This is a genomic window from Methylobacterium sp. M6A4_1b, from assembly GCF_053345175.1.
Genome location: NZ_JBKEZQ010000003.1, coordinates 204,121 through 222,682, shown reverse-complemented (window position 1 = coordinate 222,682; position 18,562 = coordinate 204,121). Strand labels below are relative to the sequence as shown.

The window sequence follows — 18,562 nt, the reverse complement described above, 5'->3', positions numbered from 1 at the left end:
GCGCAACTGCGCAGGCGCTCTTAACCCGCGCGCTATATTTGCATGGCACAATACAGCGGCATGCAGAACGATCGTCTCACGACCTTCGGAGGCGAGTTCGCCTCTCGATCCCGCGAAGCGGCGTTCCGGGCGGAGCGGCTGCCCGAGACCCTGCGCCACACGCAGCTGATCTTCCTCGTCTGCATCGCCATCGAAGTGCTGCTTCTGGCCGCAGACGGCACCCTGACCGGCAGCCAGACTGCCTTCGGCCCGATGCTGGCGGCGCGCCTCGGCATCGTCGCGGCGACGCTGGCGGGCCTCCTCGTCCTGCCGCGCATCCGGCACTTCTCCGGCCTGCAATGGCTGCTCGTCACCTGGCAGGTCGTGCTCAGCGTCGCGGCCTCCGTCCTGTGCGCCTCGCAGTCGGACGTCGCCCTGGCGGCGACCCTGATGATCCCGGCCGCCTTCATGCTGGTGCTGCCGCTGCGCTTCGCCTGGACGGCGGCCGCCGGCAGCTTCTCGGCGATCGTGCTGCTGGCGGGCTACCTGCTGCCGGAGGCCCTGCCGGTGACGGTGATCGGCCTGACCCTCGAGGTCGTCCTCACGAATCTGACGATCCTGCTGTTCGTCACGTGGTCGAACCGGCTGCGACGCCTCGAATGGACGGCGACCGAAGCCGAGCGCCGGGCGAACGGGGCGCTCGCGGAGAGCCGCGCGCTGTTCGAGACGATGTTCCGGGCCGTACCGGTTCCGATCGTCGTCTCCCTGGCGGCCAACGGGCAGATCATCAGCACCAACGATGCCGGGATCGCGTTCTTCGAACTCGCCCCCGGCGACGCCCTGTCGAACTACGCCAACCGGACCTTCATCGCCTCCGCCGATCGCCGCGAGATGCAGGCCCTGCTGGACCGGCAGGCCGTCGTCCGGGATCGGGAGACCAGCATCGTCGTGCTCTCGGGCGGGCGCCGGGACGTCCTCCTGTCGATCGAATGCGTTCAGATCGACGGAACGGCCTGCCACGTGTCGAGCCTCGTCGACATCACCAGCCGCAAGGCCGCCGAGACGCAGATCCGCACGGCCGCCCATCACGACGTGCTCACCGGATTGCCGAACCGGGCCCTGTTCCAGGCGACCCTCGATACCGCCCTGGTGCGGGCCGAGGCCGATTCCGCGCCGGTGGGGCTGATCCTGCTCGACCTCGACGCGTTCAAGGAGATCAACGACACCCTCGGGCACGATTCCGGCGACGCCCTGTTGAAGGAGGTCGCCCGCCGCCTGTGCGCCGTCATCGGGCCCGACGACCTCGTCGCCCGCCTCGGCGGCGACGAGTTCGTCGTCCTCTCCACCGGACGCGACGCCTCCGGGCGGTCGAGCATCCACGATCTCGCGACGGACATCCTCGACGCCCTGCATCCTCCGATGTCGATCACCGGGCGCGTCGTGGCGCCCCGGGCCAGCCTCGGTCTCGCCCTCTATCCCGATCACGCCCGCAACGCGGCCGACCTGTTCACCAATGCCGACCTCGCCCTCTACGCCGCCAAGGCCTCGGGCCGGAACCGCGCCACGCTGTTCGTTCCGGCCCTGCGCGCCAGCATCGAGGACCGGGTGACGGTGACGCGCGAGATGCGCGCCGCCCTCGACGCGGGCGGCGGGCTCGTGCCCCACTACCAGCCGAAGATCAACCTGGCCTCCGGGGCGGTGATCGGTTTCGAGGCCCTGGCGCGGTGGCAGCACCCGACCCGGGGGCTGCTGATGCCCGGCGCCTTCTCGGCGGTGTTCGACGATCCCGAGATCGGTGTGGCGGTGGGCGATGCCCTGCGCCGCCGGATCATCGCCGACATCCTGCACTGGACCAGCCTCGGGTTCGATCCCGGCCGCGTCTTCCTCAACCTCTCCTCGGTGCAGTTCGCCCAGGGCGACCTCGCCCGCACCTTCCTGGACGACGTCGACACCGCCGGGCTCGCGCGCAGCCGGATCGGGGTCGAGGTGACCGAGACCGTCCTGCTCGGCAGCCACGTCGACCGGGTCAGCGAGGTGCTGGCCGAACTGCACGGCAGCGGCATCCAGGTGGCGCTCGACGATTTCGGCACCGGCTACGCCTCGCTCACCCACCTGAAGCAATTCCCGGTGCACGAGATCAAGGTCGACCGCAGCTTCATTCGCGACCTGGAGCGCGACGCCAACGACGCCGCCATCGTCACGGCGGTGCTCCAGCTCGGCCGCAGCCTCGGCCTCGACGTCACCGCCGAGGGGGTCGAGACCCAGGAGCAGGCCGCCTTCCTGCACCAGAACGGCTGCACGCACGTGCAGGGATACCTCTACGGCAAGCCGATGCCGGAAAGCCGCGTGCCCTGGTTCCTGCGCGACCACGCCGAGGCGCTGGATCGAGCGGCCGAGTCGATCCTGCGCATCGCCTGAGCCGGCCGAGGCTCAGGACCGACTGGCCCACCGCCGATGCCGGCGCGGTGCGAGGCCGACGGGTTCGCGCTGCCGGTCCGGACACCCGGCCGGGACGCGATCGGGCATCGACGGCCCGGCTTCTCCGGCGCGTTGATGCCCCGGAATTTTCGGGGCAGGCTGTCCCATGCCCCGAGAGGACGGGCCAGGCCGCGTCGACCGGACGCCGTCGCGGCCGCGCCCTTCGCCGATCAGGATCGCCATGCGCCCGAATGCCGCCCTCGCCCTCGCGCTGCTCGTCTTCCTGTCGCCCGCTCCCGCGGCGGCCGCGCCGGACGAGGCCGTGCTCGCGGCGGTGAAGGCGCAGGACGGCCCCTATCGCGAGACCCTGAAGGGTCTGGTGGACGTCGATACGGGCACCGGCGACGTCCCCGGTCTCGCCAGGATCGAAGCGGTCCTGCGGTCGCGCCTGGAAGCGGCGGGGCTCCAGGTGGAGAGCCGGGCCGCCCCCGCCTTCGGCGGCAACACCCTGATCGGCACGCGATCCGGCACGGGTACCCGCAAGATCATGCTGCTGGTGCATTACGACACCGTCTTCGGGACCGGCGATGCCGCCAAGCGCCCCTATACCGAGCGCGACGGCCGGGCCTACGGCCCCGGCGTGGCCGATGCGAAGGGCGGGATCGCGATGATCCTGCATCTGATGGCGGCCCTCGAGACCCTGCGCTTCGACGGCTACGGCACCCTCACGGTGGTGTTCAATCCCGACGAGGAGCGCGGTTCGCGGGGGTCGCGCGACGCGATCGCCCGGATCGCCCGCGAGCAGGACGTGGTGCTGTCCTTCGAGCCGTCCTTCGCCGAGGCCGGCGTCGATGCCGTCACGGTGGCCACCAAGGGGATCAACTACGCGAGCCTGACCGTGAAGGGCCGCGCCTCCCATGCCGGCGGCGCCCCGGAGGCCGGCCGCAACGCCGTGGTGGAGCTCGCCCACCAGATCCTGCAGCTGCAGGACCTCGGCGATCCGGGCAAGGGGACCAGCCTGCACTGGACCGTCGTCCAGGGCGGCACCAAGCCGAACATCATCCCCGAGGCCGCCCGGGCGGAGGGCGACATGCGCTACTTCGAGCCCGGCGAGTACGACCGGGTGCTGACGCAGGCCCGCCGGATCATCGCCAGCCATCGCGTGCCCGACACGCAGGTCAGCTTCGATCTCGCCAGGGGACGGCCGCCGCTGCCGCGCAATCCGGCGACGCAGGCGCTCGGCGAACGGGCCCGGGCGATCTATGGCGAGATGGGCGCCGCGCTCGCCCTGGCCGAGATCGGCGGCGGCACCGATGCGGGCTACGCCTTCCAGCCCGACAGCCCGGCGAAGCCCGTCCTGCTCGAATCCCTCGGCATCGTCGGCGGCCAGTATCACAGCGCCGACGAGTTCGCCGTGCTCGCCAGCATCACGCTGCGGCTCTATCTCGCGACCCGCCTGGTGATGGAGGCGTCCCGGGACGGCGGGCGTTGACCCGGACGCGGCAGGCCGGAAGCCGTCTCAGCCCAGCTGCGCCAGGGCCTGCTCGACGTCGGCGATGAGGTCCTCGACGCTCTCCAGGCCGATCGAGAGGCGCACCGTCTCGGGGCCGACCTTGGCGGCGGTTTTGTCGGCCGGGTCGAGCTGCCGGTGGGTCGTGGTGGCCGGGTGGATCGCCAGGGACTTGATCTCGCCGATGTTCACGAGGTGCGAGATCAGCTTGAGGCTCATGATGAACGTGACCGCCGCCGCCTCGCCGCCCTTCAGCGCCACGGTGAAGATCGAGCCCGGCCCCTGCGGCACGTAGCGCGCGGCCATCGCCTCGCCCTCCTGGCCGGGCAGCGCCGGGTAGCTCACCCAGGCCACGGCCGGATGGTCCTTCAGGTAGGCCGCCACGCTCCGGGCGTTCGAACAGTGCCGTTCCATCCGCAGCGGCAGGGTCTCGATGCCGGTGAGCGTCAGGAAGGCGTTCATGGGCGACAGGCCGGGGCCGAGCTCGCGCATGCCGAAGACGCGGCAGGCCGAGGCGAAGGCGAAGTCCGGGAAGCGCTCGGTGAGCACGAGGCCGTCGTAATCGGCCCAGGGCTCGCTCATCAGGTTGTAGCGGCCGGGGATCGCCGCCCAGTCGAACTTGCCCGCGTCGCAGATCACGCCGCCGATGGTCTGGCCCGAGCCGCCGAGGAACTTCGAGGTGGAGTGGATGACGATGTCGGCGCCGTGCTCGATCGGCCGGATCAGGGCCGGGGAGGCGAGGGTGTTGTCGACGACGAGCGGCAGGCCGTGCCGGCGCGCGACCTCGGCGATGCCGGCCAGATCCATCACGGTGGCGCAGGGATTGACGATGGACTCGCAGACGATCGCCCGGGTCTCCGGGGTGATCTGCGCTTCGAAATCGGCCGGGGTCAGGCCCTTGGTGAACTGGGGCTTCAGGTCGTAGCGCCCGTCGAGGCGGTTCATCAGGCCGAGCGAGCCGCCGAAGAGGCGCGAGGAGGCGACGTAGGCCTCGCCACTCTTCATCAGGGTCATCAGCACCATGAGCACGGCCGACTGGCCCGAGGCCACCGCCACGGCGGCCTTGGCGCCTTCCAGCGCGGCGACGCGGCGCTCCAGGGCGGCCACCGTCGGGTTCGAGCCGCGCGAGTAGGAGAACCCGGTGCGGCGCATGGCGAAGATGTCCGCCGCCTGCTGGGTGTCCTCGAAGACGAAGCCGTTGGTGAAGTAGATCGGCTGGGCCCGGGCGCCGGTGGCGGGGTCGGGCGCGGCGCCGGCATGGATCGCCTGGGTCGCGAAGCGATGGGTCTGGGTCTCGGTGGCCATCGGGGCCTCCCGTCTGTGAAGGTCGGGTGAGCGGTCAGGCGGCGCGGCTGGCGAAGGCGCGCAGGGTCCGGACCAGGGTCGAGGGCTCGTAGGGCTTCGGGATGAAGCGCGCCCCGTCGGGCATGTCGTGCGGGCCGGGGGTACCCATGCCGGAGACGACGAGCACCGGGATCGAGGGCCAGCGATGGGCGACGAGGCGGGCCAGGGCGAAGCCGTCCATGGAGCCGCGCGGCATGTCCACGTCGGTCATCAGCACGCCGACGTCGCTGCGGTTCTCCAGCACCGAGAGGGCGTTGTCCGCGTGGCTGGCCTCCAGCACCTCGAACCCGGCCTCCGCGAGCGTGTCGGCGGCTTCCATCAGGAGCAGGCCGTCGTCCTCGACGAGGAGCACGACGGGCAGGTCCGCCGATCCGGGCAACTCCGCCGATCCGGGCGAGTCCGTCGATTCGTGAGTCTCTGGAGGGTCTTGCTGCATCGGCGGCCGGACGATCTCGCGACAGGAAGGAGACGGGGGCCTAGGCCCAGCCGCCGGTGTCGTCAATAACGGCCGGTGTCGCGCATCCGTTTCGCGGGGGCGGGCATCCGCCGCGCCGGCAGCTCCGGGGCGAAGGCCACCGCGAGGCCGACGAGGGCCGACAGGATGGCCAGGAACGCCAATCCGTCGGCGATCTGTTCCACGAACGCCCAGTCCATCGCAGCCAAGGCCGACATCGCCACCTCCGGTGATCGCGGCCCCAGCCTCGGCCCGACGTGGTAAAGATAACGTTAACACGGCTCCCCTCAGGCGCTCAGGGCCGCGTCGAGGTCGGCGATCAGATCCTGTGGATCCTCCAGGCCGACCGAGAGCCGCACCACCTCCGGGCCCGCCCCGGCGGCGACCCGCTGCGGGTCGGTGAGCTGGCGGTGGGTGGTGGAGGCCGGGTGGATGATCAGCGAGCGGGTGTCGCCGATATTGGCCAGATGCGAGAACAGGGTCAGGTTCGAGACGAGCGCCACCCCCGCCTCGTAGCCGCCCTTGAGGCCGAGGGTGAACACCGCGCCGGCGCCGTGCGGCGTGTAGCGCCGGGCGAGCTGGTGGTACCGGTCGGTCTCCAGCCCCGGATAGCTGACCCAGGCCACCGCCGGGTGGCCCTGGAGGAAGGTCGCGACCGCGAGCGCGTTGTCGCAGTGGCGCTGCATGCGCAGGGGCAGGGTCTCGATGCCCGAGAGGAGCAGGAAGGCGTTGAAGGGCGAGAGCGCCGGCCCGAGGTCGCGCAGGCCCAGCACCCGCACCGCGATGGCGAAGGCGAAGTTGCCGAAGGTCTCGCCCAGCACCATCCCGGCATATTCCGGCCGCGGCGCCGAAAGCATCGGGAAGCGCGCGTCGCCCGCCCACGGGAAGGTGCCGCCGTCCACCACGAGGCCGCCGATGGAATTGCCGTGGCCGCCGAGGAACTTCGTCGCCGAGTGCACGACGATGTCGGCCCCGTGCTCGAAGGGGCGGATCAGGTAGGGGCTCGCCATCGTGTTGTCGACGATGAGCGGGATGTTGTGGCGCTTGGCGATCTCCGAGAGCGCCGCGATGTCGGTGATGACCCCGCCCGGATTGGCGATCGACTCGCAGAAGATCGCCTTGGTGCGCGGCGTGATCGCGCGCTCGAAGGAGGCGGGGTCGTCGGTCTGCGCCCAGACCACGTTCCAGCCGAAGTTCTTGTAGGAATGGTTGAACTGGTTGATCGAGCCGCCGTAGAGGCGGTCGGCCGCGATGAACTCGTCGCCGGGCTGCATCAGGGCGTGCATCACCAGGAACTCGGCGGCGTGGCCCGAGGCCACCGCCACCGCGGCGGTGCCGCCCTCCAGCGCCGCGACGCGCTCCTCCAGCACCGCGTTGGTCGGGTTGGTGATGCGCGAGTAGATGTTGCCGAAGGCCTGGAGCCCGAACAGCGAGGCGGCGTGCTCGGCATCGTCGAACACGAACGAGGCGGTCTGGTAGATCGGGGTGGCGCGCGCCCCCGTGGTCGGGTCGGGCACGGCGCCGGCATGGATGGCCCGCGTGTTGAAGCCGGGCAGACGATCGGTCATCGGGAAATCCTCCGGGGCCGCCGGCCCGCTCGCGCGTGTGGTCTCTTGCCTGTCTTCTAGCGCCGGACCGGGCACCGGCGGAAGAGCAGGCCATCCGCTGAAACGAACGAGAGTTCTTTATGACGGACGGGGGAGGGGGTCAAGGCGGAGGAGCTCGCGCCGTTCCTTCCCTTGCGGGGAGGGATCGCGGGTAGGGGTGGCCGGGTGACCCGCGGCGTGCGAAGGCCGGCGGAGCGACCCCCACCCCTGACCCGTCCCCGCAAGGGGGAGGGGAACCCGCGCCCGGCCCCGAAACCAGCGCTATCCTGCCGGTCGCGCCTGCGCTATGGCCCCGGCCATGAGCCAGACCGCGACCCGCCCGACCCGCGCCCGCCCGCAGACGACGCCCGAGGCGGCCGTGCCGGCGGCGCGCATCCTCATCGCCAGCTTCGTCGGCACCGCGATCGAGTTCTACGACTTCTACGTCTACGCCACGGCCGCCGCCCTGGTGATCGGGCCGATCTTCTTCCCGCCCGGCGATCCGGCGGTGCAGACCCTGGCGGCCTTCGCGACCTTCTCCATCGCCTTCGTCGCGCGGCCCCTGGGCGCGGCCTTCTTCGGCCATTTCGGCGACCGGGTCGGGCGGAAAGCCACCCTCGTGGCCTCCCTGATGATCATGGGCCTGTCGACGGTGCTGATCGGCTGCCTGCCCTCCTACGCCACCGCCGGCTGGTGGGCGCCCCTCGCGCTCTGCGTGCTGCGCTTCGGCCAGGGCGTCGGCTTCGGCGGAGAGTGGGGCGGGGCAGCGCTGCTGGCGGTGGAGAACGCCCCGCCGGGCCGGCGCGCGCTCTACGGCATCTTTCCGCAGCTCGGCGCGCCGGTCGGCTTCATCACCGCCAATCTGGGCTTCCTCGGCCTCGCCTTGGCGCTGAGCCCCGCCGACTTCCAGGCCTGGGGCTGGCGCATCCCGTTCCTCGCCTCGGCCGTGCTCGTGGGCGTCGGGCTCTATGTCCGCCTCAAGCTCACCGAGACCCCGGTCTTCAAGGCCGCCCTGGAGAAGGCCGCCCCCGAGAAGGTGCCGCTGGCGGTGATCTTCACCACCTACATCCGCGCGACCCTGCTCGGCACCTTCGCGATGGTGGCCTGCTACGCGGTCTTCTACCTCTCCACCGTCTTCGCCCTGAGCTACGGCGTCTCGACGCTCGGCTTCACCCGGCCGACCTTCCTGCTCTTCGAATGCGTGGCCGTGCTCTTCATGGGCCTCGGCATCCCGCTCTCGGGCTGGGCCGCCGATGCTTACGGCCGCCGCCCCGTCCTGCTCTCGGGCCTCGTCTTCACCGCGAGCCTGGGCCTGCTGATGGGCCCGATGCTCGGCAGCGGCCAGGGCGGCCTCGTCCTCGGCTTCCTGTGCCTGGGCCTGTTCGCCATGGGCTGGCTGTTCGGCCCCATGGGCGCCCTGCTGCCCGAACTCTTCCCGACCCGCGTGCGCTACACCGGCGCGAGCGTGACCTACAACCTCGCCGGGATCCTGGGGGCCTCCGCTGCGCCGTATCTGGCGCAAAGGTTGTCGGAGTGGGGTGGTGTCGGTTGGGTGGGGCTTTATCTGGCCGTGGCGGCTGGGGTTAGCTTTGTGGCTGTGGCGTTGATGCGTGAGACTCGCGGTCAATCTATTTAATTTATTATCAATATACCATTTCAATCTGAATATTTTCTTCGGCACGATGGATTGAGTAATCGAGCGGGTAGTACATGAAAGATTGTGGAGGCGTGAATGACGGCATTATCAACTTTGGATCTATTGGATTAAGATATTCCGTAACGGATCCGATGCTCAATGCATATGCTATTTTACGACCTTCGAAGTACTTATCATAGTACTCTCGACTAATTCCTGCAAACTCTTTTGTTTTATTCCATATTTTATCAGGACTGTCCAATAATATACAATCAATTTGAAACTCTCCAACAATCCTTTGCACTGGTGCGGTCATGTATATAACGACAGAATTGACATTTTTATTTGTATGTATGACCCTGCGGAACTCAAATCTCTTCTCACCACTTAAAATTTTCTCTGCAAATTCTGGCTTAATCGACAACAATACTCGCATTTAATACACCAAGATTTGCAAGATGCCTGACTTGATCCTCAGTGAGTTCTCGCAAATCCCACCGCGGTTGTTCGGTTATACCAACTTCGTCTAACATTTTGTCACGTATAACACGTTTAGTGAAAGCGGCGTTGTAGGTCATACGAGCAATGTAGTGCCGATCTGGGTCAGCATATATTTTGCGCAATTCGGCAACAGAAAACACGCTGTGTGGCACCGAAAATTTAAGAAACTCGACTAGACTTGCAAAATCTTTCTTCCTTTTAACCTCTTCTATTACGCAAATGGAGGTGATTACTGAGCGGAATCGTGCCTGCCCAGTTCTGTCTGTAGTTCTGTACATTATAACAATGTCACCGCGCTTCATACGAGTAAGCGGCATTTTAGCAATATAAACTTTATGGATCGTATTGGTGTAGCTTATATCTTGAACTAAATTTACGTCTTCATTATGCAATATTGAGTCTGGAAATAGCTTAGTATGATACTCTGGATAAATTGCTAGCAGATAATACCTATTTCCTGCTAATGATATATGAGGATAGTCTTTAACTATATCTCCAGTATGAATTTTCATCTTTCTGCAGAAAACAAACTCGTCTTTCTTCATACCGCATTTAGTGAAACCATATCTTTCAAAGAGCTTTATCAATCCTACATGTTTCGGAAATATTGTTACATAAATTTCGCTCGCGTCTTCCGCGATAGCGGTATCGAAAGCCTTCTTTAAAACTCGCTCGCCAAGCTTGGTGCCATGGGCCATGATCTTTAGTGTACCAATTTTAAGTCTTTTAGCAGCCGGCATTACGGGATAAACGTCACCGACTTCCTCATTCTCTACCTTGAGATAAAGAAATCCACGGATTCCTGCCTTTGATACATTATCGACTACATAGCAATTTTGCTTGAGCTTGCTGTTATACCATTTATCAAATCCATCATAATCTGCTCGAAGCGAGTCAAAAAATTCATCTTCGAGGTCGATATCTTCAAATTTTGTCAGTCGTAGATTATTGAGCATTTGGCTTCTCGAAAACTCGCGCTCTGGATCTCCCAAGGACAAAAGAATAAAACAAGAACAGAGATTTTCAACCTGAGATTATGCCCTCGCCCGAAATATTTCAGCGAATACCGCGAAACAGCATTAGAATCGAAAAATCTCAATCTTCGGGCACCGATTCATCACCACAACACACCCCGCCGCCTCAGCCCGCGAGGCGGCGGCATCATCCCGCACCCCGATCTGCATCCAGATGAAGCGCGGCGGCTGGGGGAGGGCGAGCGCCTCGTCCACCACCCCACCGGCCGCGTCGGAACTGCGAAAGATCTCGACCATGTCGACGGGCTCGGGCAGGTCGGCGAGGCGGGCGATGACCGGCTGGCCCAGGAGCGTCTGCCCGGCGAGCCCGGGATTGACCGGGATCACCCGGTAGCCGCGCTCCAGCAGGAAGGCCATGACGTGGTGGCTCGGCCGGGCCGGATTGGCCGAGGCGCCGACCAGGGCGATGGTCCGGGTCTCGGCGAGCACCCGGCGGATCAGGGCGGGGTCGTAGGCATCGTGGGACTGGCGCATCCCTGATCTTGTCGGGCAAGCGGCGGCGTGCTGCAAGGCTTCGCGGGTCGTCCGCAAGTCGTCGCGCGGTCTCCCCTCGTATCGGGCCGGTCGCGGCCCGGTGAGCCGGAGTTGTCCGTCCATGTCCGAGACCCTGCCGCAGGCCCTCACGCTGGAGGAAACCGTGGCCTTCCTCGAATCGGCCTTCCCGCAGATGGCGGCCGGGGGCCGGACCTACCACCTCGTCGAGGTCGGCCCCGGCCTCGCCCGGATGCGGATGGACCACCACGACCGCCACCTGCGCCCCGGCGGCACGGTCTCCGGTCCCTCCATGATGGCGCTCGCCGACTACGCCCTCTACGCGGCGATCCTCGCCAGCCTCGGCCCGGTGGCGCTCGCCGTCACCACCAGCCTGAACTTCAACTTCCTGCGCCGGCCCGGTCCCGCCGAACTCCTCGGCACCGCCCGCCTGCTCAAGCTCGGCCGCCGCCTCGCCGTCGGCGAAGTCCACATCACCGGTCCGGACGGCGGCCCCCTGGTCTGCCACGCCACCGGCACCTACGCGATTCCGCCGGGAGCCTGACCCCCGCGCATGACACCGGGCGGGTCCCCCGATTCCCCGCGACCTCGACGCGACCCTCTCGGTATACGCCGGCCGGCCTCCCGCATCCGCACGCCATCTGGAGCGCGGCACAGGGTTCGCAGTGGCCCGTCCCGGGCGTTGCTGCTAGAGATCCGCCGCTGACCAGGGGAGACGACGATTTCCGACGATGTATGGGTGACCGGCTTGGGCCTCCTCGCCGTCTTTGCCCTCGTGCTGGCCAACGGTTTCTTCGTTGCCGCCGAGTTCGCCCTGGTCTCCGTCCGAAAGAGCCGCGTCGCCGAGCTGGTCTCCGAGCGCCGGACCAACGCCCGATCGCTTCAGCGCGCCACGGACCAGCTCGACGCCTTCCTCGCCGCGACGCAGCTCGGCATCACCATCTCGTCCCTGGCCCTGGGCTGGGTCGGCGAGCCGGCCCTGGCGCACATCATCGTGCCCGCCCTCGGCTTCCTGCCCGAACCGGTCGGCACCACCGCCGCCCACACGATCGCGGTGGTGATCTCGTTCGTCATCATCACGGCGATGCACATCGTTCTCGGCGAGCTGGCCCCGAAGAGCCTCGCTCTCCAGCGCAGCGAGCGCACGGCGCTCGCCGTCGTGCGGCCCCTGGGCATCTTCCTGTTCGTGTTTCGGCCGGCGATCCTGTTCCTGAACGGCCTCGGCAACGGTGTCGTGCGGATGTTCGGTCTGCAGGCCGGGCACGGCGAGGGTTCGCTGCACTCTACAGCGGAGCTCAATCTCCTGGTTCAGGCGAGCCAGGAGGCCGGTCTGATCCGTGAGGCGCAGCAGGAGGCGGTGCAGCGCATCTTCTCGATCGGCGAGCGGCGGGTGCGCGATATCATGACGCCGCGCCACGAGGTCGAGTGGGTCGACGCGGACGAGGAGCCGGAGGCGGTCCTGAAGTCGGTGCGCGAATGCGACCATGCGCAGCTCGTGGTCAGCCGCAGCGAAGTCGACGAGATCGTCGGCGTCGTGCGCAAGCAGGATCTGCTCAACCAGCTTCTCGACGGCAAGCCCGTGAACGTCCTCGCGGCGACCCAACCGCCCATCGTCGTCCACGAGAGCATGTCGATCCTGGCGGTGCTGGAGACCTTCCAGGCCAAGCCCGTGCGGATGGCAGTCGTCGTCGACGAGTACGGAAGCCTGGAAGGGATCGTCACGCAGACCGACCTTCTGGAGGCAATCGCCGGCAATATCCCCGAAGTGGGCGACGAGCCGAGTGTGGTCGAGCGCGAGGATGGATCGCTCCTCATCGACGGGATGATGCCGGCGTCGCAGGCCTTCGACCGGCTCGCCTTCGCCGAACACCCGAATTCCGACGACTTTACCACGCTTGCAGGCTTCGTGATCTTCCGTCTCGGCCGCATCCCGGGAACGGGCGAGCACTTCGAATCCCATGGCTGGCGGTTCGAGGTCGTCGACATGGATGGGCGACGCATCGACAAGGTTCTGGCGACGCCCCTATCGAAAGCAGCCGAGTAGGATCGCAACACCTCGTGGAACCGGCTGCGGCGCAACGGTTCGACCTACGACAGCGAATTGGGGCGACTGAGGCGCTGCGTCGCCTGAGTTCGTGAGTCTGTTCGTGCCGATCCGAGACCGAGGAGCGGGAAAAAGCGAATCGATCGCGATATCAGCGCATGATTCGCCGCAACTTCACACAGACCTCGACTTCGAAGCATTGAAGGCGAGATGATCGAGCCGGGAACCCCTGCTGCGAAAGGTGGCGCTCCAGTCGAGCCACGTTCTCCGCGTGCTGAGCCCGTCACCGCCACGACAGGCGGGCGACGGTCTGAAATTGAAGCAACGCAGACAGCATGCTGCCTGCGTTGCGTTCACGATTGGACGAGGCGCACCGGAACAGGGCGCTTATGAATCAAGGGCTCAGGCATCCACCTTCTTGCGCGGTCCGCGCCGCTTCTTTTCGACCTGCGGAGCCTCGGCCTGAGCTTCCTCAGGCGGCGGCGCCGACACGGTCTCCTCCGATGCACTCTTGGCGACACCCTTGCGGCGCTGCTGACCGAGACCCAGGGCACGGGCCAACTCCGAGCGCTGCTCGGAATAGCTTGCCGACGTCATCGGGTAATCGGGCGCCAGACCCCATTTGGCCCGGTACTGCTCCGGGGTCAGGCCACGCAGGGTCAGGTGCCTGCGCAGAGTCTTGTACTGCTTCCCGTCCTCGAAGCTGATCAGATAATCCGACGTGATCGAACGGCGAATCTCCTGGGGCGTCGCTTTGGGCGGACCAGCGTCCGCTGCTGGCGTGCCGCTGGCAGTTACACCTCGGATCGCCTCATGGACGTCACTGAGCAGCTTGGGAAGCTCCGCACTCTGTACATGATTGTTGCTGACGTAGGCCGAGACGATGTCGGCCGCCAGGGTGATGAGCCGAGCCGCGTCGTTGTCCGTTTCATTCATGTGACTTCGCCGATCTGCATAAGCGTGGATCTTGTCTTCAAACGTAGGCTCGGATCTTTCAGCAAGCAAGATGTTATGTCGAAGAATGGGCGTTTTTCATCAGCATTCAATGGATCATTTATCAAATCTTCGCGCATCGCCTGCACCAGTACGAGCAATCGCGCTCCGGTTGCCCGAGATCACCATCGAAGGCGCGTGCGAGACAAATCGAATCTGACAGATCCTTGCGACGATGCAGACAAAGCGCTTCATCAACGAAACATCTTCGATCGCAATCCGGGTGCGTTCTCCGATCCACTTGGTGCCGTTGGTCTTCGTCAGATCGACGCCTTTACGCTCCCAGGATTACCGCTGGCGCGTTCCCTTCGTCGACGCACACGCTGTCGTGACGCTCTGTAACGGACGTCGGCCCGATCGACGGACATAACGTTTCATTCGATAAAACAATTTCAGGGTGTTCGCAATGAAGCCAACAGACTTTGCACAGCATTGGCAGCAGATGCTTGGCGAAGGCCGAGATGCCGATCAGCCCCAGTCGGAATCGAAGCGGCACTGCTGTGCATTTCTGGCTGCTTGGCCGCCGCTTATCTTCGCGAGCGCTTCGACGATCTCGCAGGGATGATACTCGTTCCGACGTCTGAAGAAGTCTCGCGAACGGGCTTGGGATAAGCGCTCAAGCAACACATTCGCATGCTGGCGAATCGGTGGGACCTCGATCGCGAAGCGGAACTTTCGACGCGGCACTTACCCGTGAAAGGGCTACGGTTGCGATGGTCGAATGGCGGCGACAAGCAGATAAACCGCGGAACGGCCCCGCCGGACGGCCGGCGGGGACGAGGCTGTTCATCAGTCGAGGCCGAGCATCAGACCGATATTCTGTACGGCCGCGCCGGATGCACCCTTACCGAGGTTGTCGAGGCGTGCGACGAGGACAGCCTGTCGATAGGTCTCGTTGCCGAAAACCCGAACCTCCAGGCGGTCGGTGTCGTTCAACGCTTCCGGCTCGAGGCGTTCGGCACCATCGTTGGGAATGACACGCACGAGGTCCTGCCCCTCGTAATAGGCAGCAAGAGCCTTCTCCAACTCCGTCACCGTCGGCGAGCCTGGCAGGGTGTCGAGGTGGAGCGGCACGCTCACCAGCATCCCCTGCCGAAAGTTGCCGACGGAGGGGATGAAGATCGGCCGCCGCGTCAGGCCGGCATAGGCCTGGGTCTCGGGCAGATGCTTATGGCCGAGACCGAGCCCGTAAAGCAGGAAAGATTCTCCCTCTCCGGCCTCGTAGGTCTCGATCATGTTCTTGCCGCCGCCGCTGTAGCCGCTGACTGCATTGATGCTGATCGGGTGATTCGAAGGGATCAGGCCCGCTTCGACCAGGGGTCGCAGGACCGCGATCGCGCCGGTCGGATAGCAGCCGGGATTAGCAACGCGTCGGGCGCCGCGGATCGCCTGCGCCTGAGCGGCCTCAAGTTCGGCGAAGCCGTAGACCCAGGCCGGATCGACCCGATGAGCGGTACTGGCATCGAGGATGCGAGGTCCGCCGCCCGGCAGGGTGTCGGCGAGGGCAACGGTCTCCTTGGCGGCTGCGTCGGGCAGGCACAGCACCACGAGGTCGACCTCCTGCAGCAGGGCGCGCTTCGTCGCGACGTCCTTGCGGCTCTCGTATGGGATGCTTCTGAGACCGACGCGGCCCTCGCGCTCGAGGCGCTCTCGGATTCCAAGACCGGTGGTTCCCGCCTCTCCGTCGATGAAGACCGTGGGCTTTTGCCCCGCATCATTCTCGCTCATGGACACTCACAATCCTTTCTGCCGCACCGACGAAGATACATCCTGCATCGGCCCGTGCGCGCCACCTGACCGGGAGGCTTCGTCAAGTCAATGTCTTCGCGACCCTCGAACAAGGTCTGATGACGACCGATGTGACCTGTGTATCGCTTCCACCGCCCCGGAACGGCGTGATCGACCCGCCGGTTATGCGCTGGAGACACACGCAATCGAGGGAGAACGCATGTCAGCCAGCGCGGAAAAGACCGACCCCAAGCTCTGGGAAAAGGTGAAGAAGCAAGTCACCGCATCGGATAAGGGCGGAAAGCCAGGCCAGTGGTCGGCGCGCAAGGCTCAGGCCGCCACCAAAGCCTACAAGGACGCGGGCGGCGGCTATGAGGGCAAGAAATCAGCCGACAACCATCTCAAGCAGTGGACGGAGGAGGAATGGGACACCAAATCCGGCAAGAAGAGCGGCGAGACCGGTGAGCGCTATCTTCCGAAGAAAGCGCGGGAATCGGTGTCCAAGTCGGAATACGACCGTTCGACGAAGAAGAAGCGCGCAGACACGGCGAAAGGCAAACAGTTCTCGAAACAGCCCGCAGACGTTGCCGAGAAGACGGCCGCCGCACGCCGTTCCACCTCAGGCCATACCAAGGCCGATCTCATGAGGGTAGCGCGGGACAAGAACATCCCCGGACGCTCCAAGATGTCCAAGGGCGAACTGGAGCGTGCGCTTCACGCTTGAGCCATCAGGCGGTCAACGTGCCCCAGGACGGCTTCCACAAGTCCTGGGGATCGATCACTACGATGTCCCGGCCGCTTTCATTGGCGACGTGCACGGCGATTCCGAATGCCTGCGCGACCGGGAGCACGCCGGTGGTGCTGAACAGGCGACCGTCGGCGAGCTTCACTTCTCCCGTCGTCGCGCCGTCCGTTTCCGCCAGGCACAGGGTCACTGCGGAGGCATCGGGAGCGGTGACGCGTCGGAAAGGCTTCGCCATGGGAATTCATCTCTCTGCCGCGGCTCAAAAGGAAAGGGCGGCCGAAGCCGCCCTGTCCGGACATGTATCGAAGGGCCGGATCAGCGCTTCGAGAACTGGAAGCTGCGGCGAGCCTTCTTGCGGCCGTACTTCTTACGCTCGACCACGCGGCTATCGCGGGTGAGGAAGCCTTCGCGCTTCAGCGGTGAGCGCAGTTCCGGCTCATAGTAGGTCAGCGCCTTCGAGAGACCGTGGCGAACGGCGCCGGCCTGACCCGAAAGACCACCGCCGTGAACCGAAACGGTGATGTCGTACTGGTCGACGCGGTTGGCGATCTGCAGCGGCTGGCGCAGGATCATGCGCAGCACCGGGCGAGCAAAGTAGGTCTCGACGGCACGGCCGTTGACCACCACCTTGCCGGTACCCGGCTTGATCCAGACGCGGGCGACCGCATCCTTGCGCTTGCCGGTGGCGTAGGCGCGGCCCTGAGCGTCGAGCTTCTGGACGTGGACCGGGGCGGCGTTCTCCGGCGACTCGACGTTCGCGCGGTTCAGGTCGGAAAGGGACTGAAGGGTCGCCATGATCAAGCGCTCACGTTCTTGCGGTTGAGGCTGCCGACGTCGAGCGCCTGCGGCTGCTGGGCGGTGTGGGGATGCTCCGAGCCCTTGTAGACCCGGAGATTGCCCATGATCTGGCGGAAGAGCGGGCCACGCGGAAGCATGCGCTCGACGGCCTTCTCTACGACGCGCTCAGGGAAGCGACCGTCGAGGATGAACTTGGCCGTACGCTCCTTGATGCCGCCCGGGTAGCCGGTGTGATGGTAGTACACCTTCTGCTCGCGCTTGCGACCGGTGAACTTCACCTTCTCGGCGTTGATGACGATGACGTTGTCGCCGCAATCGACGTGGGGCGTGTACGCAGCCTTATGCTTGCCGCGCAGGCGCATGGCGACGATGGAGGCGAGCCGGCCGACGACCAAGCCCTCCGCATCGACGATGATCCACTTCTTGTCGACGTCGGCGGGCTTCAGAGAAAAGGTCTTCATCCCGTGGCGTTCCGTAATGGTGTCTGGACAAAACGATGCGCCGCCGCGTGCAGGACGCGACGGCGTTGAAGGCTCCATTAGGGAGATGCAGCGATTTCGTCAAGCCACCACGCGTGCTTGATCCGACGACAGACCAAAAAACGCAATCGTTCGAGGCTCTTCGGGTTCACGGTATCAGAATACCGCACCCTTGGATCAGCGATCCGCTTTGTCGCCTGCCGTGGTGAGCTCGATGTAGCGTAGGGTGGTCGGGCGTACGAGTTCGCGGACCTTACGCGCCATGGCCTCCTCCTCGCGCAGGGATTGCTGGAAGCCTGTGAGTGCCGTCTGCTGGCCCGCAGCCTCGGTGATGGCGAGGAGCGATTCATAGGCAGCGATCTCGAAGTTCTCGAAGGCGTGGTTCGCGTAGGCATTCTTCAGGATCTCGTCCTGAGCCGGCATGTGTCCGAGGGCCATCATGTTACCGACGAAGCCGAGCACGCCCTCCTTGATCGTCGAAGGACTTTCCGAAACGCGGTGCAGAGCCTCCTCAAGGCGGGTCCGCTGGCCATGCGTCTCCTCGATGTGACGACGGAGGGCCGTTTCCATCTCGGGATAGCGCTGCAGGCGCTCGACCTGCCGCTCCATGATCTGGAGCGCCTGCATTTCGAGCGCATGGGTGTTCTTCAGGGCAGTCACGTAAATTTCACGCGTGTCGATGGCCACCGGGACGTTCTCCTCATCGCTTGTGAAGACATTCGCTGTCATCACGAGAAGATGTCCGCGCGGACTCCTGTTCCGCGCCGGTCCTAGGGGACTTTCGGACGCAGTCGCTCGACAGAATGGCCACGAAGGCCACC

The 18,562-nt window shown here is 65.4% G+C and carries 19 protein-coding genes; 6 read left to right on the top strand and 13 right to left on the bottom strand.

The window, feature by feature from the left end; genetic code table 11:
* The first annotated feature begins 60 nt into the window (after nucleotides 1-60).
* Complete coding sequence (locus ACLBWX_RS04965; protein WP_447675969.1) at nucleotides 61-2,397, top strand: putative bifunctional diguanylate cyclase/phosphodiesterase; 2,337 nt, start codon at nucleotides 61-63, stop codon at nucleotides 2,395-2,397.
* A 241-nt stretch (nucleotides 2,398-2,638) separates the two neighbouring features.
* Nucleotides 2,639-3,889 (top strand): glutamate carboxypeptidase, encoded by a 1,251-nt coding sequence (locus ACLBWX_RS04960; protein WP_447675968.1) that lies wholly within the window; start codon nucleotides 2,639-2,641, stop codon nucleotides 3,887-3,889.
* Between the two features lie 27 nt (nucleotides 3,890-3,916).
* Here ACLBWX_RS04960 and ACLBWX_RS04955 read toward each other — a convergent pair whose 3' ends face one another.
* From ACLBWX_RS04955 to ACLBWX_RS04940, 4 genes are all read right to left on the bottom strand, one after another.
* Nucleotides 3,917-5,212 carry an O-acetylhomoserine aminocarboxypropyltransferase/cysteine synthase family protein gene (locus ACLBWX_RS04955; RefSeq protein WP_447675967.1) on the bottom strand — a complete coding sequence of 432 codons (1,296 nt, stop codon included), beginning with the start codon at nucleotides 5,210-5,212 and terminating at the stop codon, nucleotides 3,917-3,919.
* 34 nt (nucleotides 5,213-5,246) lie between these two features.
* Nucleotides 5,247-5,630 carry a response regulator gene (locus ACLBWX_RS04950; protein ID WP_447675966.1) on the bottom strand — a complete coding sequence of 128 codons (384 nt, stop codon included), beginning with the start codon at nucleotides 5,628-5,630 and terminating at the stop codon, nucleotides 5,247-5,249.
* Nucleotides 5,631-5,749: 119 nt separating this feature from the next.
* Nucleotides 5,750-5,923, bottom strand: coding sequence for a hypothetical protein (locus ACLBWX_RS04945; protein ID WP_447675965.1), 174 nt, complete (start codon nucleotides 5,921-5,923; stop codon nucleotides 5,750-5,752).
* A gap of 69 nt (nucleotides 5,924-5,992) precedes the next feature.
* A complete protein-coding gene (locus ACLBWX_RS04940; protein ID WP_447675964.1) occupies nucleotides 5,993-7,273 on the bottom strand; it encodes an O-acetylhomoserine aminocarboxypropyltransferase in 1,281 nt (426 codons plus the stop codon).
* Between the two features lie 337 nt (nucleotides 7,274-7,610).
* Here ACLBWX_RS04940 and ACLBWX_RS04935 point away from each other — a divergent pair, with 337 nt between their 5' ends.
* On the top strand, nucleotides 7,611-8,927 hold the full coding sequence (locus tag ACLBWX_RS04935; RefSeq protein WP_447675963.1) for an MFS transporter: 1,317 nt from the start codon (nucleotides 7,611-7,613) through the stop codon (nucleotides 8,925-8,927).
* Nucleotides 8,928-8,934: 7 nt separating this feature from the next.
* On the opposite strand, the gene ACLBWX_RS04930 is transcribed toward ACLBWX_RS04935, so the two are convergent.
* The 3 genes from ACLBWX_RS04930 to ACLBWX_RS04920 form a co-directional block, all read right to left on the bottom strand.
* The gene (locus tag ACLBWX_RS04930; protein ID WP_447675962.1) at nucleotides 8,935-9,363 is read right to left on the bottom strand and encodes an ASCH domain-containing protein; all 429 of its coding nucleotides are present in this window, start codon (nucleotides 9,361-9,363) and stop codon (nucleotides 8,935-8,937) included.
* The gene (locus tag ACLBWX_RS04925; protein WP_447675961.1) at nucleotides 9,341-10,384 is read right to left on the bottom strand and encodes an N-acetyltransferase; all 1,044 of its coding nucleotides are present in this window, start codon (nucleotides 10,382-10,384) and stop codon (nucleotides 9,341-9,343) included. Before ACLBWX_RS04925 ends, ACLBWX_RS04930 begins: the two co-directional genes overlap by 23 nt.
* Nucleotides 10,385-10,507: 123 nt before the next feature.
* Complete coding sequence (locus tag ACLBWX_RS04920; protein ID WP_447675960.1) at nucleotides 10,508-10,936, bottom strand: CoA-binding protein; 429 nt, start codon at nucleotides 10,934-10,936, stop codon at nucleotides 10,508-10,510.
* Nucleotides 10,937-11,057: 121 nt separating this feature from the next.
* On the opposite strand from ACLBWX_RS04920, the gene ACLBWX_RS04915 reads away from it, so the two are divergent.
* Nucleotides 11,058-11,498 carry a PaaI family thioesterase gene (locus ACLBWX_RS04915; RefSeq protein ID WP_447675959.1) on the top strand — a complete coding sequence of 147 codons (441 nt, stop codon included), beginning with the start codon at nucleotides 11,058-11,060 and terminating at the stop codon, nucleotides 11,496-11,498.
* Nucleotides 11,499-11,693: 195 nt separating this feature from the next.
* The gene (locus tag ACLBWX_RS04910) at nucleotides 11,694-12,998 is read left to right on the top strand and encodes a hemolysin family protein (RefSeq protein WP_447675958.1); all 1,305 of its coding nucleotides are present in this window, start codon (nucleotides 11,694-11,696) and stop codon (nucleotides 12,996-12,998) included.
* Between the two features lie 402 nt (nucleotides 12,999-13,400).
* Here ACLBWX_RS04910 and ACLBWX_RS04905 read toward each other — a convergent pair whose 3' ends face one another.
* A complete protein-coding gene (locus ACLBWX_RS04905) occupies nucleotides 13,401-13,934 on the bottom strand; it encodes a MucR family transcriptional regulator (RefSeq protein ID WP_447675957.1) in 534 nt (177 codons plus the stop codon).
* Between the two features lie 846 nt (nucleotides 13,935-14,780).
* On the bottom strand, nucleotides 14,781-15,719 hold the full coding sequence (gene argC / locus ACLBWX_RS04900) for an N-acetyl-gamma-glutamyl-phosphate reductase (RefSeq protein ID WP_447675956.1): 939 nt from the start codon (nucleotides 15,717-15,719) through the stop codon (nucleotides 14,781-14,783).
* A 220-nt stretch (nucleotides 15,720-15,939) separates the two neighbouring features.
* Between argC and ACLBWX_RS04895 the strand changes: the two genes are divergently transcribed.
* Entirely contained in the window at nucleotides 15,940-16,443 is a 504-nt protein-coding gene (locus tag ACLBWX_RS04895; protein ID WP_447675955.1) for a hypothetical protein, read from the top strand.
* A 4-nt stretch (nucleotides 16,444-16,447) separates the two neighbouring features.
* Here ACLBWX_RS04895 and ACLBWX_RS04890 read toward each other — a convergent pair whose 3' ends face one another.
* The 4 genes from ACLBWX_RS04890 to ACLBWX_RS04875 all read right to left on the bottom strand — a co-directional run bounded on the left by ACLBWX_RS04890 (nucleotide 16,448) and on the right by ACLBWX_RS04875 (nucleotide 18,428).
* On the bottom strand, nucleotides 16,448-16,699 hold the full coding sequence (locus tag ACLBWX_RS04890) for a hypothetical protein (RefSeq protein WP_447675954.1): 252 nt from the start codon (nucleotides 16,697-16,699) through the stop codon (nucleotides 16,448-16,450).
* A gap of 80 nt (nucleotides 16,700-16,779) precedes the next feature.
* Entirely contained in the window at nucleotides 16,780-17,259 is a 480-nt protein-coding gene (gene rpsI / locus ACLBWX_RS04885; protein WP_056222465.1) for a 30S ribosomal protein S9, read from the bottom strand.
* Between the two features lie 2 nt (nucleotides 17,260-17,261).
* Complete coding sequence (gene rplM, locus ACLBWX_RS04880; RefSeq protein WP_055952181.1) at nucleotides 17,262-17,723, bottom strand: 50S ribosomal protein L13; 462 nt, start codon at nucleotides 17,721-17,723, stop codon at nucleotides 17,262-17,264.
* Between the two features lie 195 nt (nucleotides 17,724-17,918).
* Nucleotides 17,919-18,428 carry a ferritin-like domain-containing protein gene (locus ACLBWX_RS04875; protein ID WP_447675953.1) on the bottom strand — a complete coding sequence of 170 codons (510 nt, stop codon included), beginning with the start codon at nucleotides 18,426-18,428 and terminating at the stop codon, nucleotides 17,919-17,921.
* Nucleotides 18,429-18,562: the final 134 nt, after the last annotated feature.

Excerpts from the sequence above, each read along its gene's own strand:
- ACLBWX_RS04895 (WP_447675955.1), top strand. The coding sequence starts at position 15,940 with ATGTCAGCCAGCGCGGAAAAGACCGACCCCAAGCTCTGGGAAAAGGTG.
- argC (WP_447675956.1), bottom strand. The coding sequence starts at position 15,719 with ATGAGCGAGAATGATGCGGGGCAAAAGCCCACGGTCTTCATCGACGGA.
- ACLBWX_RS04925 (WP_447675961.1), bottom strand. The coding sequence starts at position 10,384 with ATGCTCAATAATCTACGACTGACAAAATTTGAAGATATCGACCTCGAA.
- ACLBWX_RS04960 (WP_447675968.1), top strand. The coding sequence starts at position 2,639 with ATGCGCCCGAATGCCGCCCTCGCCCTCGCGCTGCTCGTCTTCCTGTCG.
- ACLBWX_RS04905 (WP_447675957.1), bottom strand. The coding sequence starts at position 13,934 with ATGAATGAAACGGACAACGACGCGGCTCGGCTCATCACCCTGGCGGCC.
- ACLBWX_RS04890 (WP_447675954.1), bottom strand. The coding sequence starts at position 16,699 with ATGGCGAAGCCTTTCCGACGCGTCACCGCTCCCGATGCCTCCGCAGTG.
- ACLBWX_RS04940 (WP_447675964.1), bottom strand. The coding sequence starts at position 7,273 with ATGACCGATCGTCTGCCCGGCTTCAACACGCGGGCCATCCATGCCGGC.
- ACLBWX_RS04930 (WP_447675962.1), bottom strand. The coding sequence starts at position 9,363 with ATGCGAGTATTGTTGTCGATTAAGCCAGAATTTGCAGAGAAAATTTTA.
- ACLBWX_RS04965 (WP_447675969.1), top strand. The coding sequence starts at position 61 with ATGCAGAACGATCGTCTCACGACCTTCGGAGGCGAGTTCGCCTCTCGA.
- ACLBWX_RS04915 (WP_447675959.1), top strand. The coding sequence starts at position 11,058 with ATGTCCGAGACCCTGCCGCAGGCCCTCACGCTGGAGGAAACCGTGGCC.
- ACLBWX_RS04920 (WP_447675960.1), bottom strand. The coding sequence starts at position 10,936 with ATGCGCCAGTCCCACGATGCCTACGACCCCGCCCTGATCCGCCGGGTG.
- ACLBWX_RS04955 (WP_447675967.1), bottom strand. The coding sequence starts at position 5,212 with ATGGCCACCGAGACCCAGACCCATCGCTTCGCGACCCAGGCGATCCAT.
- ACLBWX_RS04935 (WP_447675963.1), top strand. The coding sequence starts at position 7,611 with ATGAGCCAGACCGCGACCCGCCCGACCCGCGCCCGCCCGCAGACGACG.
- rplM (WP_055952181.1), bottom strand. The coding sequence starts at position 17,723 with ATGAAGACCTTTTCTCTGAAGCCCGCCGACGTCGACAAGAAGTGGATC.
- rpsI (WP_056222465.1), bottom strand. The coding sequence starts at position 17,259 with ATGGCGACCCTTCAGTCCCTTTCCGACCTGAACCGCGCGAACGTCGAG.
- ACLBWX_RS04945 (WP_447675965.1), bottom strand. The coding sequence starts at position 5,923 with ATGTCGGCCTTGGCTGCGATGGACTGGGCGTTCGTGGAACAGATCGCC.